Annotated in this window: 15 protein-coding genes; 6 read left to right on the top strand and 9 right to left on the bottom strand. The window is 66.9% G+C overall.

What is annotated here, in order from left to right; all coding sequences use genetic code 11:
• The first annotated feature begins 103 nt into the window (after window positions 1-103).
• The 3 genes from COW1_RS04685 (at window position 104) to COW1_RS04675 (ending at window position 6,322) form a co-directional block, all read left to right on the top strand.
• Entirely contained in the window at window positions 104-745 is a 642-nt protein-coding gene (locus COW1_RS04685; protein ID WP_201345582.1) for an adenylate kinase, read from the top strand.
• A gap of 94 nt (window positions 746-839) precedes the next feature.
• Window positions 840-2,573 (top strand): autotransporter assembly complex family protein, encoded by a 1,734-nt coding sequence (locus COW1_RS04680; protein ID WP_172844279.1) that lies wholly within the window; start codon window positions 840-842, stop codon window positions 2,571-2,573.
• 2 nt (window positions 2,574-2,575) lie between these two features.
• Complete coding sequence (locus COW1_RS04675) at window positions 2,576-6,322, top strand: translocation/assembly module TamB domain-containing protein (protein ID WP_201345581.1); 3,747 nt, start codon at window positions 2,576-2,578, stop codon at window positions 6,320-6,322.
• Between the two features lie 203 nt (window positions 6,323-6,525).
• Here COW1_RS04675 and COW1_RS04670 read toward each other — a convergent pair whose 3' ends face one another.
• The 7 genes from COW1_RS04670 to COW1_RS04640 all read right to left on the bottom strand — a co-directional run bounded on the left by COW1_RS04670 (window position 6,526) and on the right by COW1_RS04640 (window position 13,302).
• Window positions 6,526-7,080, bottom strand: a complete 555-nt coding sequence (locus COW1_RS04670; RefSeq protein WP_157745542.1) for a chalcone isomerase family protein — start codon at window positions 7,078-7,080, stop codon at window positions 6,526-6,528.
• Window positions 7,077-7,631, bottom strand: a complete 555-nt coding sequence (locus COW1_RS04665) for a DUF3833 domain-containing protein (RefSeq protein WP_201345580.1) — start codon at window positions 7,629-7,631, stop codon at window positions 7,077-7,079. Before COW1_RS04665 ends, COW1_RS04670 begins: the two co-directional genes overlap by 4 nt.
• Window positions 7,570-8,946, bottom strand: coding sequence for an MFS transporter (locus COW1_RS04660; RefSeq protein WP_242466494.1), 1,377 nt, complete (start codon window positions 8,944-8,946; stop codon window positions 7,570-7,572). Before COW1_RS04660 ends, COW1_RS04665 begins: the two co-directional genes overlap by 62 nt.
• Window positions 8,937-10,163, bottom strand: a complete 1,227-nt coding sequence (locus COW1_RS04655; RefSeq protein ID WP_201345579.1) for a cyclopropane-fatty-acyl-phospholipid synthase family protein — start codon at window positions 10,161-10,163, stop codon at window positions 8,937-8,939. The genes COW1_RS04660 and COW1_RS04655 overlap by 10 nt, the downstream gene beginning before the upstream one ends.
• Complete coding sequence (locus COW1_RS04650) at window positions 10,160-10,930, bottom strand: DUF1365 domain-containing protein (protein WP_201345578.1); 771 nt, start codon at window positions 10,928-10,930, stop codon at window positions 10,160-10,162. Before COW1_RS04650 ends, COW1_RS04655 begins: the two co-directional genes overlap by 4 nt.
• Window position 10,931: 1 nt before the next feature.
• Window positions 10,932-12,224: an NAD(P)/FAD-dependent oxidoreductase gene (locus tag COW1_RS04645; RefSeq protein WP_201345577.1), complete on the bottom strand. Its 1,293-nt coding sequence runs from the start codon at window positions 12,222-12,224 to the stop codon at window positions 10,932-10,934.
• Between the two features lie 172 nt (window positions 12,225-12,396).
• The gene (locus COW1_RS04640) at window positions 12,397-13,302 is read right to left on the bottom strand and encodes a MerR family transcriptional regulator (RefSeq protein WP_096366248.1); all 906 of its coding nucleotides are present in this window, start codon (window positions 13,300-13,302) and stop codon (window positions 12,397-12,399) included.
• Between the two features lie 83 nt (window positions 13,303-13,385).
• Between COW1_RS04640 and COW1_RS04635 the strand changes: the two genes are divergently transcribed.
• Genes COW1_RS04635 through COW1_RS04625 form a run of 3 tightly spaced genes read left to right on the top strand, consistent with a single transcriptional unit; the run spans window position 13,386 to window position 14,901 of the window.
• Window positions 13,386-14,144: an SDR family oxidoreductase gene (locus tag COW1_RS04635; protein WP_096366249.1), complete on the top strand. Its 759-nt coding sequence runs from the start codon at window positions 13,386-13,388 to the stop codon at window positions 14,142-14,144.
• Between the two features lie 2 nt (window positions 14,145-14,146).
• On the top strand, window positions 14,147-14,590 hold the full coding sequence (locus tag COW1_RS04630; RefSeq protein WP_096366250.1) for a nuclear transport factor 2 family protein: 444 nt from the start codon (window positions 14,147-14,149) through the stop codon (window positions 14,588-14,590).
• 11 nt (window positions 14,591-14,601) lie between these two features.
• On the top strand, window positions 14,602-14,901 hold the full coding sequence (locus tag COW1_RS04625) for a tetratricopeptide repeat protein (RefSeq protein ID WP_096366251.1): 300 nt from the start codon (window positions 14,602-14,604) through the stop codon (window positions 14,899-14,901).
• Window positions 14,902-15,028: 127 nt separating this feature from the next.
• Here the strand turns inward: COW1_RS04625 and COW1_RS04620 are convergent, their stop codons facing one another.
• Both COW1_RS04620 and COW1_RS04615 read right to left on the bottom strand, forming a co-directional pair.
• Complete coding sequence (locus COW1_RS04620; RefSeq protein ID WP_096367554.1) at window positions 15,029-16,993, bottom strand: SLC13 family permease; 1,965 nt, start codon at window positions 16,991-16,993, stop codon at window positions 15,029-15,031.
• Between the two features lie 115 nt (window positions 16,994-17,108).
• Window positions 17,109-17,741, bottom strand: a complete 633-nt coding sequence (locus COW1_RS04615) for a TetR/AcrR family transcriptional regulator (RefSeq protein ID WP_096366252.1) — start codon at window positions 17,739-17,741, stop codon at window positions 17,109-17,111.
• Window positions 17,742-17,757: the final 16 nt, after the last annotated feature.

The raw sequence follows: 17,757 nt of genomic DNA, 5'->3' as shown, positions 1-17,757 counted from the left end.
GAATTGCTCATGGATTGAACCTGCCGGGCGAGTCGCGCACAATTGCCGCCCACGCCGGGCGCCTGCCCGGGGAAACGATTCGACAGGTTGAAGGAGGAATTCCGTGAAGCTGATTCTTTTGGGCGCGCCCGGTGCGGGCAAGGGCACGGTCGCCAAGATGCTGACCGCCATCGACGGTTCGGTGCAGATCTCCACTGGCGACATCCTGCGCGCCGCCGTGAAGGAGGGCACCGAGTTGGGCAAGCAGGCCGAGGCCTACATGAAGGCGGGCGACCTGGTCCCGGATGAACTCATCATGGGTATCATGGAACAGCGCCTGCAGGAACCGGACTGCGCCAACGGCTTTCTGCTCGATGGCTTCCCGCGCACCATTCCCCAGGCCGAGCAGCTCAAGGCGCTGATGGACAAGCTGGGGATCAAGCTGGACATGGCCGTCAATCTGGAAGTGCCGCGCGAGGTCATCCTCGATCGTCTGACCACCCGCCGCACCTGCACCGGCTGCGGTGCCATCTACAACGTCAAGAGCGCGCCGCCCAAGGTCGAAGGCGTGTGCGACAAGTGCGGTGGCAGCGTAGTGCAGCGTGACGACGAGACCGAGGAGGCCATTTCCAACCGCCTCGACGTCTACAACGAGAAGACCGCCCCGCTGGTCGAGTTCTACCGCAACGAAGGCCTGCTGCTGGATGTGAACGCCACTTCCAGCGATGAGGTGGTCAAGACCATCAAGGCCAGGCTCGCCGGCTGATTCCCGCTTCCGGCTGTCTCAAAACCCCCGCCCTGATGCGGGGGTTTTTGTTTCCCGAGGTGCCCGCGATACCGCATCCAGTATAATCCGGCCCATGTCCGTGCGCCGGTTTTTCATCCTCCTGCTCCTGATGCTGTGTCCGCAACTGCTGCCGGCCGCGGAAATCGATATACGTATCGAGGGCCTGGAACAGGACAGCCTGCGCGCCAACGTCCTGGCACTGCTGTCGCTGACCACACTGAAGGACCGCGAGGCACCCTCCGAGGTGCGGGTGCGGCGCTATTTCAACCTGGCCGAACGGGAGATCCGGACCGCGCTGGAACCCTTCGGTTATTACCGTCCGCGGATCGAGTCCCGTTTGCGGCGTACCGAGGCGGGCTGGCAGGCCAGCTTCGGCATCGATCCGGGCGAACCGGTCCGGGTGCGTGAACTGGCGCTGGAACTGCAGGGGCCGGGCCGCGAAGCACAGGATCTGCAGGCGCTGATCGATGACCCGCTGCTCGGCCTGGGCGAGGTGGCCGTGCATGCCCGCTACGAGGCCTTGAAGAAATCCCTGCTCGGCAAGGCACTGGAACTGGGTTATCTGGACGCCGCCTATACCCGTCACGAGTTGCGCATCGATCCGGCCGCCGGCAGCGCGACGGTGCTGCTGCAGCTGGACACCGGCCGGCGCTATCGCTTCGGTGAGATCAGCTTCGAGGCGGCCGGGCTGCGCGAAACCCTGTTGCGCCGGTATCTCAGCTTTGCTCCGGGTGAGCCCTATTCGGACCGCAAGCTGCTCGAGTTGCAGCGTGCCCTGCTCGACAGTGACTACTTCGAATCGGTCAGTGTAGTCGATCAGCGCGAGGCCGCGCAGGATTACGCCATTCCGATCGAAGTCCGCCTGGAGCCGCGCAAGCGCCACCGTTATACCGCGGGCATCGGTTTCGGTACCGATACAGGCGTGCGTGGCAAGCTGGGCTGGGAGGTGCGACGCATCAACAGCCGCGGCCACACCCTGTCCAGCGAACTGCGGGCCTCCGAGATCCGTCAGGGGGCGCATGTCGAATACGGTATTCCGGTGCGCAATCCACGCACCGACCGTCTGAGCTTCGCCGCCGCGGTCCAGCAGGAGGACAGCGCAACGATCGAGAGTGACTCCCGCACCCTGGCGGCGAATCTGAGCCGGGTCCGGGGACGACTGCGCGAGAATCTGTCGCTGACCTTCCTGGATGAGGATTTCCGCCTGGGCGATCAGAAGGGCAGTACCCGGTTGCTGATGCCCGGCGTGGCCTGGACCTACATCAAGGCCGACGATCCCCTGATCACCCGGCATGGTTGGCGGGCACAGCTGGAACTGCGCGGGGCGACCCCGGAAATCATCTCCGAGACCCGCTTCCTGCAACTCGTCGTCGGCGCCAAGTACATCCTTCCCCTCGGTTCACGCGGACGCATTCTCACCCGCGGCCAGCTCGGCACCACCTGGATGTCGGACTTCGATGTGCTGCCGGCCTCGGTACGTTTCTTCGCCGGCGGCGACCGCAGCGTGCGCGGTTTCGATTATCAGAAGCTGGGTCCGACCGATGCCAGCGGAGAAGTGGTCGGCGGCCGGCACCTGCTGATCGGCAGCCTGGAATACGAGCACAGAATCAAGGGCAAGTGGCGTGCCGCGGTGTTCGTCGATACCGGCAACGCCTTCGACGATTTCGGTGATGAACTGGAAACCGGCGCCGGCATCGGCGTGCGCTGGGAATCACCCGTGGGCCTGCTGCGCGTCGACATCGCTTCGGCGGTCAGCCGTCCGGACAACCCGCTGCGTCTGCACATCACCCTGGGGCCGGACCTGTGACGGTGCTGAAACGCCTCGGCGGGTCAGTGGGCATTGTGCTGCTGCTACTGCTGCTTATGCTGCTGTGGCTGCTGCTCACCGGCAGCGGCCTGCGCACCGGTCTGGCGCTGACGGCCCGGCTGGTGCCGGGCGAGTTGAGCTGGGAAAGCGCCGAAGGCCGGCTGGCCGGACCACTCGAAATCCGCGGGCTGCATTTCAGCGGCGCGGCCGGGGACTATCGCCTGCAGCAGCTCGAACTCGACTGGTCGCCCAGGGCCCTGGCCGAGCCGACCCTGTGGGTGGAACGCCTGCACCTGCAGGGACTGCAGCTGGCACCGGCGGCCTCCGGCGATGCGGAACCCTCGGCGCCGGCGCAGCCCGGCCTGCCCGACATCCGGCTGCCGCTGCGCCTCGTGCTGCGGGATGTGCGGCTGGAGGATATCGAATTCCTCCCTCCCGACGGCGGCGCCCGGCAGATCGAGCGACTGCAGCTTGCCCTGGAGGCGAGCGGCCGCAGCCTGGAGTTGCAGCAGCTGGAACTGGCGCTGGCCGGCGTGACGGCGCAGCTCAACGGCAGCATCGCCCTGGCCCCTGACGCGTCGAGCCGGCTTGCCTTCGACTGGATGCTGCGACGGCCGGACCTGCCGGTCTATGCCGGGACCGGCACACTGCGCGGCAATCTGGAAACGCTGACGCTCGAGCATCAACTGCAACAGCCGGCCGCGGCGCAGTTGTCACTGCAGCTGGATCAACCGCTGCAGGCATTGCAATGGTCGCTGGAACTGTCGCTGCCGCTGACCCGGCTGGAGCGTTTCGCCGCCGGTCTGCCGCCGCAGTCACTGGAACTGTCGCTGCAGGCGAGCGGTGATCTCGCTACGGCCCGGCTCCAGGCCAGCCTGAACACGGACCATCCGCAACTGCAGGGCGAGCCGCTGACCCTGCAGGCACGGCTGAGTCAGGAGGCCTGGAACCGGTTCCGTCTGGAGGCGAGCGAACTGCAACTGGCCGCAAGCCGGCTGCAGGTCACTGGCGACTGGGCGCTGGACAGCGGCTCCGGCCGGTTGGCGCTGGTCTGGCCGGCCCTGCACTGGCCGCCGGCAGCCCCCGCGTTCAGCGCCGCCGACGGTCGGCTGGTCTGGGAGGGCGGCATCCGGGACTTCGTGCTGGATGCACAGTCGGCGCTGACCGGGACAGACCTGCCGCAGATGCAGCTCGAACTGCACGGCCGCGGCGATGTCGCGGGCTTGCGGCTGGAGCAGTTCAGGGCCGAACTGCTGGCCGGCGTGGTGGAAGGCGCCGGCCGGTTCGGCTGGCGCGACGGCCTGGACTGGGAACTGGACCTGGACGTGCGGGAGATTGATCCCGGTCGGCAGTGGCCGGACTGGCCGGGGCAGCTCGCGGCGGGCCTGCAGACCCGGGGCGCCGTCCAGTCCGGGACCGTCACGGCCGCTGTGCAGCTGCAGCAGCTGGACGGGCGGCTGCGTGGACTGCCCATCGCGGGCGCGGGCGGTTTCCGGCTCGATCCCGACGGCTGGCGCTTTGACGCGCTGGCGCTGCGCACCGGCGCGAACCGGCTGACCCTGAACGGCGGCCCGGGCCAGGCTGACGGGCTGCTGTGGGCGCTGGATTTCCCGGAACTGGCGGATACGCTGCCGCATGTGCATGGCACGCTGCAGGGGCAGGGCCGGCTGCACGGCGCCTGGCCCCGGAGCCGGCTGGTCGGCGAACTGCGGCTGAAATCGATCGACTGGGCCGATCTGGAAATCGAGCAGGCCGACCTCGGTTTCGATGCCGGCCTGGGCAGTCCGGAGGCGCCGCTGCAGCTGAGCCTGAACGGCAGCGGCTGGCAATGGCAGGCGCGCGAGCTGGCCGGCGTTACCGGTGAACTCACCGGCAGCCTGGCCGACCATCGGTTGCAGCTCACGGCCGACGGCCCCTCGCACGGGCTGCAGCTCGCGCTTGCCGGCGGCTGGCGCGAGCCGGACTGGAGCGGGCGCATCACCCGGTTCGACTGGAACCTGCCCGAGACCGGCGCCTGGACCCTGCAGAATGAACTGGCCCTGAGGCTGGGGCCGGAAACCGCCCGACTCGAGACCGCCTGCTGGCAGCAGGACTCGGCCGAACTGTGCCTGGAAGGCAATGCTGCCCGCGCCTATGCCGACTGGCAGGCGGACCTGCGCCTGGAGCGCCTGCCGCTGAACCGGCTGCAGCCCTGGCTGCCGGTGGGGGTGGAGTTCGATTCGGCCCTGTCGGCCCGGGCCACGGCCCGCCGCAGCGGCGACGGCCTGCGCAGCGAGGGTCGGATCAGCCTGCCCGAGGGTACGGTGGCCTGGGACGCGGGCGAGGCCCGGGAGCGGTTGCCGCACGGTGCGGGTGAACTGGACTGGCAGCTCGATACCGCCGGACTGCAGGCCCGGGCCCGCCTCGGTCTGCTGGAACAGGATGAGTTGAACGCGCAGCTGAGCCTGCCGGGCTTCCGCCCGGGGGTGGCGCCGGCGACGCAGACCGTCACCGGCAGTCTGCGCGGCGACATCCGCCGGCTCGAGGTCATCGAACTGTTCGTCCCCGCCGTGACCCGGGTCCAGGGGTGGCTGGACATCGACAGCCGGATCACGGGGAGCCTGGCCGCCCCGGAACTGCGACTCGGCGCGCGGCTGCAGGAGGCCGCCCTGTGGGTCCCGGCGGCCGGCATCCATGTCGAGGACATCGCGGTGGAGTTGGCCTCGGCTGCCGACGGACAGCTGCGATTGCGGGGCGGGGCGCGTTCCGGCGCGGGCCGCATCGGGCTCGACGGCACTCTGGATCTGACCCGGTTGCCGGACTGGCGGTTGCAGCTTGACGTTCAGGGCGAGGACTTCCTGGTGCTGGATATTCCGGAGGCGCGGTTGCCGGTCTCACCTGATCTGGAACTGAAGGTGCAGCCGCCGCGAATCGATCTTGCTGGCCGTGTCCACATCCCCGAGGCGCGGCTGGCACCGCGTGATTTCAGCGGCGCGGTCGGACCGTCGCGCGACGTGGTTGTGGTCACAGACGAGGCACAGCAGACGCCGCGCTGGTCGGTACATACGCGGGTGACGCTGAGTCTGGGTGAGGCGGTCATGTTCGAGGGCTACGGCCTGACCGGCCGCCTCGCTGGCCGGATCGAGTTGATCGACGAGCCGGGCCAGCTGACCCGCGCCCGGGGTGAACTGCAGGTGGTCGACGGCAGTTATGCGGCCTACGGCCAGACGCTCGACATCACCCAGGGCCGGGTCATCTACAGCGGGGGACCGGTGGACAATCCGGCGCTGGACGCCACCGCCGTGCGCCAGATCGACGAGGTCACCGCCGGCCTGCGGCTCGGAGGCTTCCTGCAGGATCCGCAGCTGGAACTGTTTTCGCGTCCGGCCATGGCCGAGGGCGATGTCCTGTCCTATCTGATGCTGGGCCGGCCCATGGCCGGGGCGAGCGGCGCCGAGGGTCAGCTGTTGATGCGGGCCGCCACCGCCATGGGGGTGAAGGGCGGTAACGCCCTGGCCGGGCAGATCGGCGAGACCCTGGGGCTGGACGAGGTCAGCGTCAGCGGCGGCGGCAGCGGGGGGACGGCGGAGGACACCTCGCTGGTGCTGGGCAAGTATCTCTCGCCGCGATTGTACGTGAACTACAGCGTGGGCCTGTTCGAGCACCTGAGCACGCTGAACCTGCGCTATGAACTCAGCCGGCGCTGGTCCCTGGAAAGCGAGCTCGGGGTGGAGTCCGGGGTGGACCTGCTGTTCAACATCGAACGCTGATCCTTGACGTTAGGAGAGAGCAACGCAGAGGGCGCGGAGACGCAAAGGTCATAAAATAAAGGGTAGGCCGGGATAAGCCAGCATTTCCGGCAGACGTAGGTTGGGCTTCATTCCATTTCATAATGCTCAGCGTCTCAGCGCCTCTGCGCCCTCTGCGTTTATAGCATCAGTTTCAGCAGTGACCGCTGCCCCCCGGCTGGATATCAGCCATTGTCGTCCAGAATCCCGCCCGGCCCCAACCAGATGCCCAGATACAGTCGGGCCAGTTCCGGGTCGGGCTGGAACAGCACCTGCCGGCCGTTGTGGTCGAGTGTCAGGCCGCTGTCCCGGAGGCGGCACAGACGGTAGCGGTCGCCGGCCCGGATATCGACATAGGCCGCGTGCAACCGCGCCAGTCCGTCACTGAACGCCTGCAGTCGAGGCGTCGGGTGCTGCCGTTCCAGGATATGGTGTGCCGCCTCGATCAGGATTTCCCGCTCCAGGTCGCGATGGTAGCGGGCCTCGATGCAGGTGCTGGCATCGGCGGCCAGCAGCTGCGGCAGCGGCTGTGGCGCGGGGGCGTAGACACCGAGACTGTAGACCCGGAACAGGCCGGCATAACGGATGGTATCCTGCCGGATCAGTGACAGGCGATCCTCCCCGACCTCGACCGCGACCGGCAATGGCGCCTCCGCCTGCGCCGGTGTCGCCAGGGCCAGCAGCAGACCGGCCAGCCAGGTCCGGAGACGACACAGATATAACATGGCGACAGTTTTCATGGTGCGGTCGTCCCGGGATCGGTCTTCACGAACACCAGGGTGACCTCGCCCAGCCGGATACCCCATTTGCGCATGGTGGCCCGGTTGATCATCACCCGCTCGTCCTGCAGGAACATCCAGTCGTCGAAGTGCACGACATAGTGTTTCCCGCCCACTTCCAGCCGCAGTTTGTATTCCCAGTTCAGCGCATTGCCGTACTGGGCCCCGCGGGCGACCCCGACCACGTCGTCGGCCCGGCCCTCGTAATGGTGTTCATCCAGCCGGTGAATGCGCCAGATGCGTTGCTGGCGCTCGCCGTCGGCATAGACGAAGTCCTCCTGCAGCACCAGTTCGTCGCCTTCCATACGGCCGTCGATGTCGACGCGGAAGCGGCGCTTCACTTCACCGCGCCGGTTCTGGAACATGCCCCAGGCCTGCAGTTCGCCCCGGAAGTATTCCTCCAGCACCAGCGGCGGCTGCTGACCCTGGTAGTCCTGCGCCTGCATGTGACTACAGCCGGCGCTCAGCAGCAGGCTGCAGGCGATCAGAATCAGTACGGGCAATCTTGTCATCGGTCTCCTCCCGGGAACGGGCGCTGTCGCGCAGGGTGAGCAAATTGGTCTCGGTCAACGGCAGCCGCCACACCAGCCAGGTGGCGTAGAGCTTGATGATCACCGGCAACAGGGCATAGAGCAGCGTCAGCCACAGCGCCTGCACCGTTGTCGTGGGCTGTCCCGATTCGAATCCGGACAGCGACAGCAGGGGGAAGGCGATGCCCACGGCCACCGCCAGCGCCAGCTTGGTGAGCAGGCTCCACAGACCGAAGAGGGTGCCGGTGCGGTGCTGACCGGACACCAGCCGCTGCTGTTCGGCGACATCGGCCTGGATCGAGGCCGGCAGCGCCATGTCGATGCCCAGGCTGGCGCCGGTGAGCAGGCAGATGAGGGTGAAGGCGGCGACGTCCCCCGGCCCCAGCACGAGCACGCCGAGGAAGGCGAGACTGGCCAGCAGCATGGACAGGGCCCAGGTGCGGGCCTTGCCCAGGCGGCGCGCCAGCGCCTGCCACAGGGGCAGGGCGACCAGGCCGCTGAAGAAGTAGGCGCCGAGAAACAGCGGCAGCGAAGCCCCGGCCTGCAGCACCGTTTCCACATACAGAATGATCAGCGAGGCGGGGATGGCGTTGGCCATGCTGTTGCTGAAGAAGGCCAGCGACAGCCGCCGCAGCAGGGGATCCTCCATCAGTGCCCGCAGATAACCGGGCGCGGTGGCCCGTCGCGGTCCCGGTGCCGGTGTGCCCGCCAGCGTGACCAGCACCGCCGTCGGCAGCAGGAGGTACAGCAGCCAGGCCGCGTTCTGCATCAACCGGGCCAGCTGATCCGTGTGTCCGGTCAGCAGGGGCAGGGCGATCATCAGCATCGTGCCGAGGATGGTGAAGGCCTCGCGCGCGACGGTCACGCTGGTGCGCGCATGATAGGCCTGGGTCAGCTCGGCCCCCCAGGCCAGGTAGGGCACGGTGATCAGGGTCCAGCCGGTGTAACTGACCAGGCTCCACAGGAACAGGTAGGCGCCGCCGACATCGGCCGGCGGCATGAACAGACGGCTGATGCCGAACAGCAGCAGCAGGGTGCCGGCCAGCATCAGCGGCCGCAGCAGGCGCGAACCCTGGGAACTGCGGTCGCACCAGTAGCCGATCAATGGATCGGTGAACACATCCAGCGAGCGCGCCAGCAGGATGGCAATGCCCGCCGCCGCCAGTCCCACCTCCGGCAGGCCGGCGTAGAATGCGGGCAGGAACACGTACAGCGGCAGCCCGAGCGCGGCCAGCGGCAGCCCAGTCACGCCGTAGGCCAGCAGGGTGCGCTGCCAGTGTGGCAGGGTCAGGGGCACGGCGGCCGGATCAGGGTGGTCTGCATCAGATCGATGCGTCCGGTCATGAAGCCGGCCTCGCAATAGGCCAGGTAGTAGTGCCAGAGGCGGACGAACCGATCGTCGAAGCCCTGTTCCCGGACCCGGTTGCGGTTGAGCATGAAGCGGTGGTCCCAGTGGCGCAGGGTGCGGGCATAGTCCTCGCCCCGGAACTCGCAGCGGCTGATCTGGAACCCGGCGCGGGCGGCGTGGGCGGCGAACACCGGTACCGAGGGCAGCATGCCGCCGGGGAAGATGTATTTCTGGATGAAGTCGGCGCGCCGCGCATAGCGCGCGAAGACGGCCGGGTCGATGGTGATGACCTGCAGGGCCGCACGGCCGCCGGGGCGCAGGCAGTTGAACACTGAAGTGAAGAAATCCGGCCAGTACTCGGTGCCGACGGCCTCGAACATCTCGATCGAAACCACATGATCGAAGCGGCCGCGTACATCCCGGTAGTCCTGCAGCCGCAGTTCGACGCGCGTGTCCAGACCGGCGGCCGCGATGCGCGCGCGGGCATACTCATACTGGGCCGGCGACAGGGTGATGCCGGTGACGCGGTGGCCGCGGCGGGCGGCGTACTCGGCAAAGCCGCCCCAGCCACAGCCGATCTCGAGGATGTGATCGCCGGGTGCGGCGTGCAGCGAGTCCAGCAACTCGGCGTACTTGCGCGTCTGGGCCGCCTCCAGCGCCTCGTCGGGCCGGGCGAAGCGGGCACCGGAGTAGGTCATGCCGGGGTCGAGCCAGAGCCGGTAGAAGTCGTTGCCCAGGTCGTAGTGCCGGCGGATGTTGCGGCGGCTGCCGCGCCGGGTGTTGGCGCGCAGCCGGTGCTGCAGCCGGTCCAGCCCCGCCAGCGCCTGGCGCCCCGGGAAGGCCGCGCGCATGTGGCGTTCATTGAGCGCCAGGACCTGCAGGGTGTCCGCCAGCCGGGTGCTGGACCAGTCGCCGCGCAGATAGGCCTGTGCCAGGCCCATGCCGGCATTGGCGATCAGCCGCAGGCTGAAACGCGCGGGATGCTGCAGTCGCATCACGCCAGCCGGTCCTTCCTGCTCACCGATGAAATCGAACCGGCGGCCGTCGGCCAGTTCCAGACGCAGGGAACCGATGCGGATGGCGCGCAGCAGGGGCAGCAGCAGCCGCAATGCGACGGGAAGCTGTTGCAGCTGCGGTTCGAGACGCAGCACCTTTTCTGTGGTCATGAACTGAACTCCTTGCGGGGCGGTGAGGGTTTGGGATGGAAGGGCACCCGTCGCAGCCACAGCTTCAGGGCCTGCCAGTGGATCATGGCCATGATCTTGAAGGTCATCAGCGGCATGCGCAGGGCGAGTGCCAGCCAGGTGCGGTCGCTGAGCGGGCGGCGTCGGCCGGTCTGCACCGCGGCCAGCAGCAGCCGGCCCTGCTGATATTCCCGGATGACGTACTGCAGACGCGCGTCCGGGCGCGACAGCCGGAAGTGGTAGCGCGCCTGCATGTCGATGAAGGGCGAGACATGAAACCGCTTGTCGTGCTCGCCCGTGACCGGCCAGGCGAGCTGCGCTCCCTGTGCATGCAGGATGTAGGTATGGGACTCGCCGAAGGTGTTGTGCACCTCGCACAGGATGGCGATCAGTCCGCCGTCGGCGGCTTCGACATACCACAGGCTGAGCGGATTGAAGCCATAGCCCAGCAGCCGGGGGAAGCACAGCAGGTGGATGCGGGTGCCGGCAGACGGCAGACCGGCAGCGTCCAGCAGGCGTTCGGCCCAGGCGCGCAGGCTGCTGCCATCGCGCGGACCGTGATCGCGGTCGTGGAAACTGAACAGATTGAAGCGATTGTGCGAGAACAGCCAACAGTGCGCGGCCGCCGCGTCGATGCGATCGATGTCGATGTAGAGACTGAACACCCGGTAGCGGAACCGGTAGGCCGCGGGAAAACAACGTCGGTGCATGACCTCGCCCGCATAGATGCACCCCGCCGCGGTCGCCATGTCAGGCCGCGCCTCGACGATCGAGCCCGGTCACCCAGGGCGGCTGCACATCCAGCCGGTCGGCGACCTCCACCGCCGAGCGCAGGGCGTCCTCATGAAAGCCGTAGCCGAAGTAGGAGCCGCACAGCCACAGGCCGTCACGGCCCTGCAGCGATTGCAGTTGCGGCTGCCGGCGCAGGGCCTCGCTGTCATATACCGGATGGTGATAGACCATGCGGGCATGCACGGTTTCCGGCGCCGGCTCCTGCAGCGGGTTGAGGGTGACGAAATACGGCTGCGGGTTGTCGAGTCGCTGCAGCCGGTTCATCCAGTAGGTCACGCAGACTGCGCGGCTGCCGGAGGTGTCAACTTCGGAGCGGTAGTTCCAGGCCGACCAGACCCGGCGCAGCCGCGGCATCAGGCGACTGTCGCTGTGCAGCACCGCCTGGTTCTCCTGATAGCGGAAGCCGGCCAGCGGCGCACGCGCGGCGCGCAACCCGGGGGAGAGCATGGCCCAGGCCTCGTCGGCGTGACAGGCCAGCACGACCTGATCGAAGTTGCCGAGTTCGCCGTCGGCGGTGTGCAGGGACCAGCGCCCGTCATCGCCGCGCCGGATCTGTTCCACCGGGCAGTCCCGCACGGCCCGTTGCCCGAGATCCCGCAGCATGGCCTTGACGTAGAGATAACTGCCGCCGCTCACCGTGCGCCACTGCGGCCGGTTGCGCAGGCTGAGCAGGCCGTGATTGGCGAAGAAACGACCGAAGCTGTGCATGGGATAGGCCAGCATGGCCTCCACCGGGCAGGACCAGATCGCCGCCGCCATCGGCAGCAGATAGTGGTCACGCAGTTCTCGGCTGTAGCCGTGCCGCTCCAGGAAACCGCCCAGGGTCAGGGACGAGGGCTGCTGCAGCTGGCGGGTGGCCCGGCGGTTGAAGTCGAGGATCTCGCGCAGCATGCGCAGATGGCGCGGATCGGTCAGGCTGCCGGGGCGGGCGAACAGCGTCTGCAGACTGCTGCCGGCGTATTCGATGCTGCCGGCGTCGATGGACGCCGAGAAGGACATGTCCGTGGGCTGGGTGTCCACCCCCAGCCAGTCGAACAGCCGGGTCAGGAGGGGGTAGTTCGGCTCATTGTAGACAATGAAACCGGTGTCCACGGGCACGCTGCCCGCCTTGCTGTCCACCTCCACGGTATGGGTGTGGCCACCGATGTAGGCATTGCGCTCCACCAGGGTGACATCGTAGCGCTCCCGCAGCAGCCAGGCTGTGCTCAGACCCGCCACACCGGCGCCGATCACCGCAATCCGATCCTTCATTGCACTTGCACCTGTACAAATATTTGACTGAATACGAAGTCTTTGTACAAGTATTGTACAGATATTGCCGGGATGCAACGGATTCAGGGGCGGGGAAATGTCACGTTTTCAACACAATCGGTATTCAGCCTTCTGCTTGTTGTTTATGTGGTGATTTTCCTGGCGGAGACGCTCAGGTGCCGGAGTGGAGCCCGGCGCGGATGCTGCGCAGTGCCGGCAGGGCATCGGTGCCGACCGGCACCGCGCCGGCAGCGGCCAGTTCACGGGCATGGGTGACCGCATACTGACCGCCGATGAACAGGGGAATGTCCAATGCCCCGATCAGGGCCGGGAGTTCCTGCTCGACGACCTTCTTCGACGGGCGTGTGGACATGGACAGGATCACGCCTTCTGCTGCGGTCGCGTCGGCCACCGCGGTCAGTTCCGACAGCGGCATGTCCGGTCCCAGCATGACCAGCCGCAGGCCGTGACTGACCGCGGTGACCGCGAACAGCAGCATACCCAGCTCATGGTGCTCACCCGAGGGACTGCACAGGATCAGTCGCGGACCATGGCTCTGCAGGTTGCTGTGATGCAGCCGGGCGCCTAGCTTCTTGCGCAGGTAGGCGGTGAAGAAATGTTCCTGGGCAATGCCGGTATCCGATTGCTTCCAGCAGTTGCCCAGATGCTGCAACAGTGGGCGGATGAGCAGGGTATTGACGGTATCGATGGGGTAGAGGCCGAGGATTTCCTGGTACGCCTGTTCCAGGGTGCGTTCGTCAAAGCGGCCGATCGCCTCAAGCATCCGGGCGCGGTGCGTCTCCCAGATGTCGGCGTTGTCCTCGCGTATGCCGGCCGCTTCGGGAGCGCCCTGTTTGAGGCTGCGTACCACCTGGCTGATGGACTGACCCTCGTTCAGCAGTGTCGTCACCTGCTGGATGAGACGGATGTCATCGTCGCTGTAGAGGCGATGTCCGCTGTCGGTACGGTGCGGTTGCAACAGGCCGTAACGGCGCTCCCAGGCGCGCAGGGTGACGGGGTTGACGCCGGTGATCTCGGCCACATTGCGGATTGGGTAGTAGTGCGCTTGGGTTTCCATGCCGTGTCCCGTGCCGGTTGACTTGTACAATACTTGTACGATAATTATACACCAGTTTTGCGCAGTGCCAAGGAGCGACCGGCATGGCCAACACCTGTTCGACAATCTGGCTGCTGGGCGCCAGTTCCGGCATTGGGGCGGAACTGGCGCCGGGGCTGCTGGCCCGCTGCGAGCGGCTGGTGATCTCGGCGCGGCGGCGCGAGCGCCTGGAGGCGGTGCGGGACACGCTGTCGGAGCGGGGCGGGGATGTCCGGGTGCTGCCGGTGGACGTGGTCGAGGCTGATGCCGTCGCTGCGGCCGCGCAGGACATCGCGCACCAGGTCGGCGTACCCGACCTGGTCATCTACAATGTGGGCGACTACGAACCCGCCGGCATGGATCAGCTCGACCCTGCCGTGTTCGAGCGCATCACCCGTATCAATTACCTCGGCGCGGTCAACTGCCTGGCCGCCGTGGTACCGATGATGCGCGCCAGCGGCGGTGGCCGCATCCTGATCAATGCCAGCCTGTCGGGCTATGCGGGACTGCCGCATGCCGCGGCCTACGGCCCGACCAAGGCGGCCCTGATCAATCTGGCCGAATCGCTGCACCCGGAACTGGCCCGGGCGGGAATCCATCTCGGCGTCATCAATCACGGTTTCGTCAGAACGCGTCTGACTGAAAAGAACGAATTCACCATGCCACAGCTGCTGGAACCGGCCACCGCCGCGGCAGCCATCCTTGAACATCTCGACGACCCGGGCTTCGAGATCCGGTTTCCGCGGCGTCTGGCCTTGATGCTGGGCCTGCTGCGGATGCTGCCGTATCGTCTGTTCTTCGCGCTGACGCGCAGGCTGGTGTAGACATGGCACAGGACATCGAGCACCTGACTGCTGCCCTGGCTGAGTTCTATGCGGAGCTTGCCCCGGCCGATCTGGAGCGTGTGGACGAGTTCTACGCCCCGGACGCCCACTTCCGGGATCCCTTCAACGACGTGCGTGGCACACCGGCGATCCGCGCGATCTACCGGCACATGTTCGCACAGCTGGATAACCCCCGCTTCGAGGTCCTGCATTGGGCCTGCCGGGACGACTGGGCCTGTATCCTGTGGCGGTTCCGCTTTTCCGCCCGCCGCCTGGCCGGCGGACGGCCGCTCGAGGTCGAGGGCATGTCCCGCGTCCGTTTCGACGCTGCCGGACGCGTGGCGGCCCATCACGATTACTGGGATCCGGCTGCCATCTATCGCCACATACCCGTGCTGCGTGGGCTGCTGGCCCTGCTGCAGCGCCGGTTGAGCGCAACCACCTGAGAGGCATCACGATGCTGGAACGCATGTCACTGCTGCGCAACGATCCCGACGACGCCCGCCGCCTGTTCGAGCGGGCGAGGACGGGCGATGTGGATGCCCAGTATGCGCTGGGCCTGAGCTACGCCGAGGGTCGGGGCGTGGCGATCAACGAAGCCAAGTCCTACTTCTGGCTCAGCCAGGCCTGCGCTCAGGGTGATGCCGAGGCGAACATCCTGCGCAACATCGTCGCGCGCGACATGTCGGAGACGGATTTCCAGCAGGCCCGGCGCCTGTGCGACACGCCCGATTACATTCGGCGGATCGAATTCTGAGCCGGTTTGGCGGGTATGTGCAGATGGTGCGACTCAAGCGCGGAGAACGCAAAGTCGCAGAGGTTTTATGATTTATAGTCCTTTGCGCCTCTGTGTCTCTGCGCCCTCTGCGTTGATATCACATCTGTCAGAAGACCACATTCAGCATGGTCAGCGACACCACCAGGAACAGCACCGTCATGATGCCGCCGGCGCGCATGAAGTCCGGCACCCGGTAGCCGCCCGGCCCCATGATCAGGGCATTGACCTGGTGGGTGGGGATGAGGAAGGAGTTGGAGGTGGCGATGGCCACGGTCAGGGCGTAGATGGCCGGATCGGCGCCGACCTGGACGGCGATATTGACCGCCAGCGGCACCAGCAGCACGGTGGCGCCGACGTTGGACATCACCAGGGTGAAGAAGGTCGCCAGCACGGCGATGGCGGCCTGGATGATCCAGGGCGCGGCCTCGCCGACCCGGGCCACCACCTCCTCGGCGATGTAGCGGGCGGTGCCGCTGGTCTCCACTGCCAGCCCCAGCGGGATCAGCGAAGCGAGCAGGAACACCGTCTTCCAGCTCACCGCGCGGTAGGCCTCGTCGATCGACAGCACGCCGGAGAGCACCATACCCATGGCCCCGGTCAACAGCGCCACCGACAGCCGCAGGTCGGTGAACAGGACCAGTCCCAGCGTGATGGCAAAGAACAGCAGGGCGTGCGGCACCTTGTGCGGACGTTCCTCCTCGTGCGGATACTCGGTGGTGACGATAACGAAGTTGCGATCCCGCTCCAGTCGCGCCAGATCCGCCCAGGTGGTGTGTACCACCAGGGTGTCGCCGGACTCAAACGCAATGTCGCGTACGCCTTCGCCTTCGCGGCTCAGGGTCTTGCCGCCGCGGTGGATGGCCAGCAGTGACAGGCCGTAGGTCTTGCGCAGCCACAGCTCCCGGGCAGATTGACCGATCAGTTTGGAGCCGGGCGGAATGACGATCTCGGCGATACCCGCCTTGGTCGGCACCAGCACCTCGCTGAAACGGTCCAGATCCGCCCGCACCCGCAGTTGATGCTTGCCGGCAAAACTGTCCAGCGCCTCGCGCGTGCCGAGCAGGGCCAACCGGGTGCCGGGTTCGATGCCCAGGCTGCGGTCCACGCCGGCGGCGCCGACGCGAATGCCGTCGCCCTTGTCGAGGGCGATCACCCTTACCCGGTAGTCGTGTTCCATCTGGTCCAGGTCGTGTCCCACCAGCGGGCAGTTGGCGGGCACCTCTGCCTCCACGATGTCGTAGCCCACGCCGTAGACTTCCTGGAAATAGCGCTTGGTGTCCTCGCCGCGACTGCGACCTTCCTCGCCGGCAGCGCTGTCCGAGGGCAGCACGAAGCGTCCGGCCAGGATGAAATAGAGCACGCCGGTGGTGACCAGGGCGATGCCGATGGGGGTGATGGCGAACAGCCCGAAGGTCTCCATCTGCTGGTCCGGCGGCAGGCCCTTGTTGGAGGTGAGCAGCAGGTCGTTGAGCAGGATCACCGGACTGGAGCCGACCATGGTCATGGTGCCGCCGAGGATGGCGCAGAAGCCCATGGGCATGAGCAGACGCGACATGGGCAGGCCGGTGCGGGCCGAGATGCGTGAGACCACCGGCAGGAACAGAGCGGCCGCGCCCACATTCTGCATGAAGCTGGAAATGATCCCGACCGTGCCCGAGATCAGCGGGATCACGCGGGCCTCGGTGGAACCGCCGACGCGCAGGATGAAGCCGGCCACCTGGGTCATGATGCCGGTGCGGTCCAGGCCTGCCCCGATGATCATGACCGCGATGATGGAGATGACCGCATTACTGGCAAAGCCGGTGAACAGCTTATTCGGGTCGACCAGGCCCTGCTCCAGACCCATCAGGGGGGCGAACAGTGAACTCAGACCCAGCAGTACCATGACGCAGACGGCGGCCACGTCCACACCGACCACTTCGAAGGCGAACAGAAAGATGGTCAGCAGCAGGAAGGCGCAGACCCAGGCGATTTCCACCGAGGGCACCGCGCCGGCGATATAGACACCCGCCGCCAGGAACAGGACAGCGGCGATGATCTGTTTCTTGTTCAGACTGAGGCTTTCACTCACGTTCACACCTTGGGATTGGGCTGGTTAGGCGCCGGCGACCGGGGTGGAGCCTGCGCAAAGGTGCGTAATTCTACCAGCCGGAACGTGGAATGACAGATGTGGCGCCTGTTCGGGATCAGCGGCAGGGCCGGTGCAGGGCCAGAAAGCACTGCACCGTGTGCCGCACCACCCGATCGATCTCGGCCTGCGGGATCGCTTCCTCAAGGACCAGGGCGCGGGTGCGCAGCGAGCCGAGCAGGGCGCCGGTGAACTGCTGGGCGGCCAGGTCAGGGTCCTCGATGTCGAGCATTCCGCGCTCGCACAGGGTCTGCAGGTATTCGGCCAGCCGCCGGTTGCCGCGTTCGGGGCCGGATTCGTAATAGAGCCGGCCGACCCGCGGCAGGCGCCGGCTCTCGGCCACGATCAGCCGGTGCAGGGCCAGGGCCGAGGGTTCCAGCAGGCTGTCGAGCAGGAGGGTGGCGAATCGGGTCAGGATCCGCTCGATGCCGTCCTCGTCGGGTGAGGAGGACAGCAGTGTGTCCAGCAGTTCACTGCAGCGCTGGGTGATGATGGCCCGGAACAGGGCCTCCTTGTTGCCGAACTGGTTGTAGATGGTCTGCTTCGATACCCCTGCCGCGCGGGCGATGCGTTCCATGCTGGCCTGGTCGTAGCCCTGTTCCAGGAATATCTGCGTGGCCGCCTGGATGATGGCCAGCTGCTTTTCGGTGGCGGCCGGTGGAGAGCACTGGAGGGCAGGGGTACGGGACATCGGGAGACACAATCGA

Source organism: Thiohalobacter sp. COW1, from assembly GCF_016629505.1.
GTDB lineage: Bacteria > Pseudomonadota > Gammaproteobacteria > Thiohalobacterales > Thiohalobacteraceae > Thiohalobacter > Thiohalobacter thiocyanaticus_A.
The sequence above is the reverse complement of the archived record's forward strand: the minus strand, read 5'-3'. Positions and strand labels throughout refer to the sequence as shown.

What these genes read in the sequence shown, in the direction of transcription:
- COW1_RS04680 (WP_172844279.1), top strand. Translation starts at nt 840, where the DNA reads ATGTCCGTGCGCCGGTTTTTCATCCTCCTGCTCCTGATGCTGTGTCCG.
- COW1_RS04670 (WP_157745542.1), bottom strand. Translation starts at nt 7,080, where the DNA reads ATGAAAACTGTCGCCATGTTATATCTGTGTCGTCTCCGGACCTGGCTG.
- COW1_RS04665 (WP_201345580.1), bottom strand. Translation starts at nt 7,631, where the DNA reads ATGACAAGATTGCCCGTACTGATTCTGATCGCCTGCAGCCTGCTGCTG.
- COW1_RS04655 (WP_201345579.1), bottom strand. Translation starts at nt 10,163, where the DNA reads ATGACCACAGAAAAGGTGCTGCGTCTCGAACCGCAGCTGCAACAGCTT.
- COW1_RS04650 (WP_201345578.1), bottom strand. Translation starts at nt 10,930, where the DNA reads ATGGCGACCGCGGCGGGGTGCATCTATGCGGGCGAGGTCATGCACCGA.
- COW1_RS04645 (WP_201345577.1), bottom strand. Translation starts at nt 12,224, where the DNA reads ATGAAGGATCGGATTGCGGTGATCGGCGCCGGTGTGGCGGGTCTGAGC.
- COW1_RS04640 (WP_096366248.1), bottom strand. Translation starts at nt 13,302, where the DNA reads ATGGAAACCCAAGCGCACTACTACCCAATCCGCAATGTGGCCGAGATC.
- COW1_RS04635 (WP_096366249.1), top strand. Translation starts at nt 13,386, where the DNA reads ATGGCCAACACCTGTTCGACAATCTGGCTGCTGGGCGCCAGTTCCGGC.
- COW1_RS04630 (WP_096366250.1), top strand. Translation starts at nt 14,147, where the DNA reads ATGGCACAGGACATCGAGCACCTGACTGCTGCCCTGGCTGAGTTCTAT.
- COW1_RS04625 (WP_096366251.1), top strand. Translation starts at nt 14,602, where the DNA reads ATGCTGGAACGCATGTCACTGCTGCGCAACGATCCCGACGACGCCCGC.
- COW1_RS04615 (WP_096366252.1), bottom strand. Translation starts at nt 17,741, where the DNA reads ATGTCCCGTACCCCTGCCCTCCAGTGCTCTCCACCGGCCGCCACCGAA.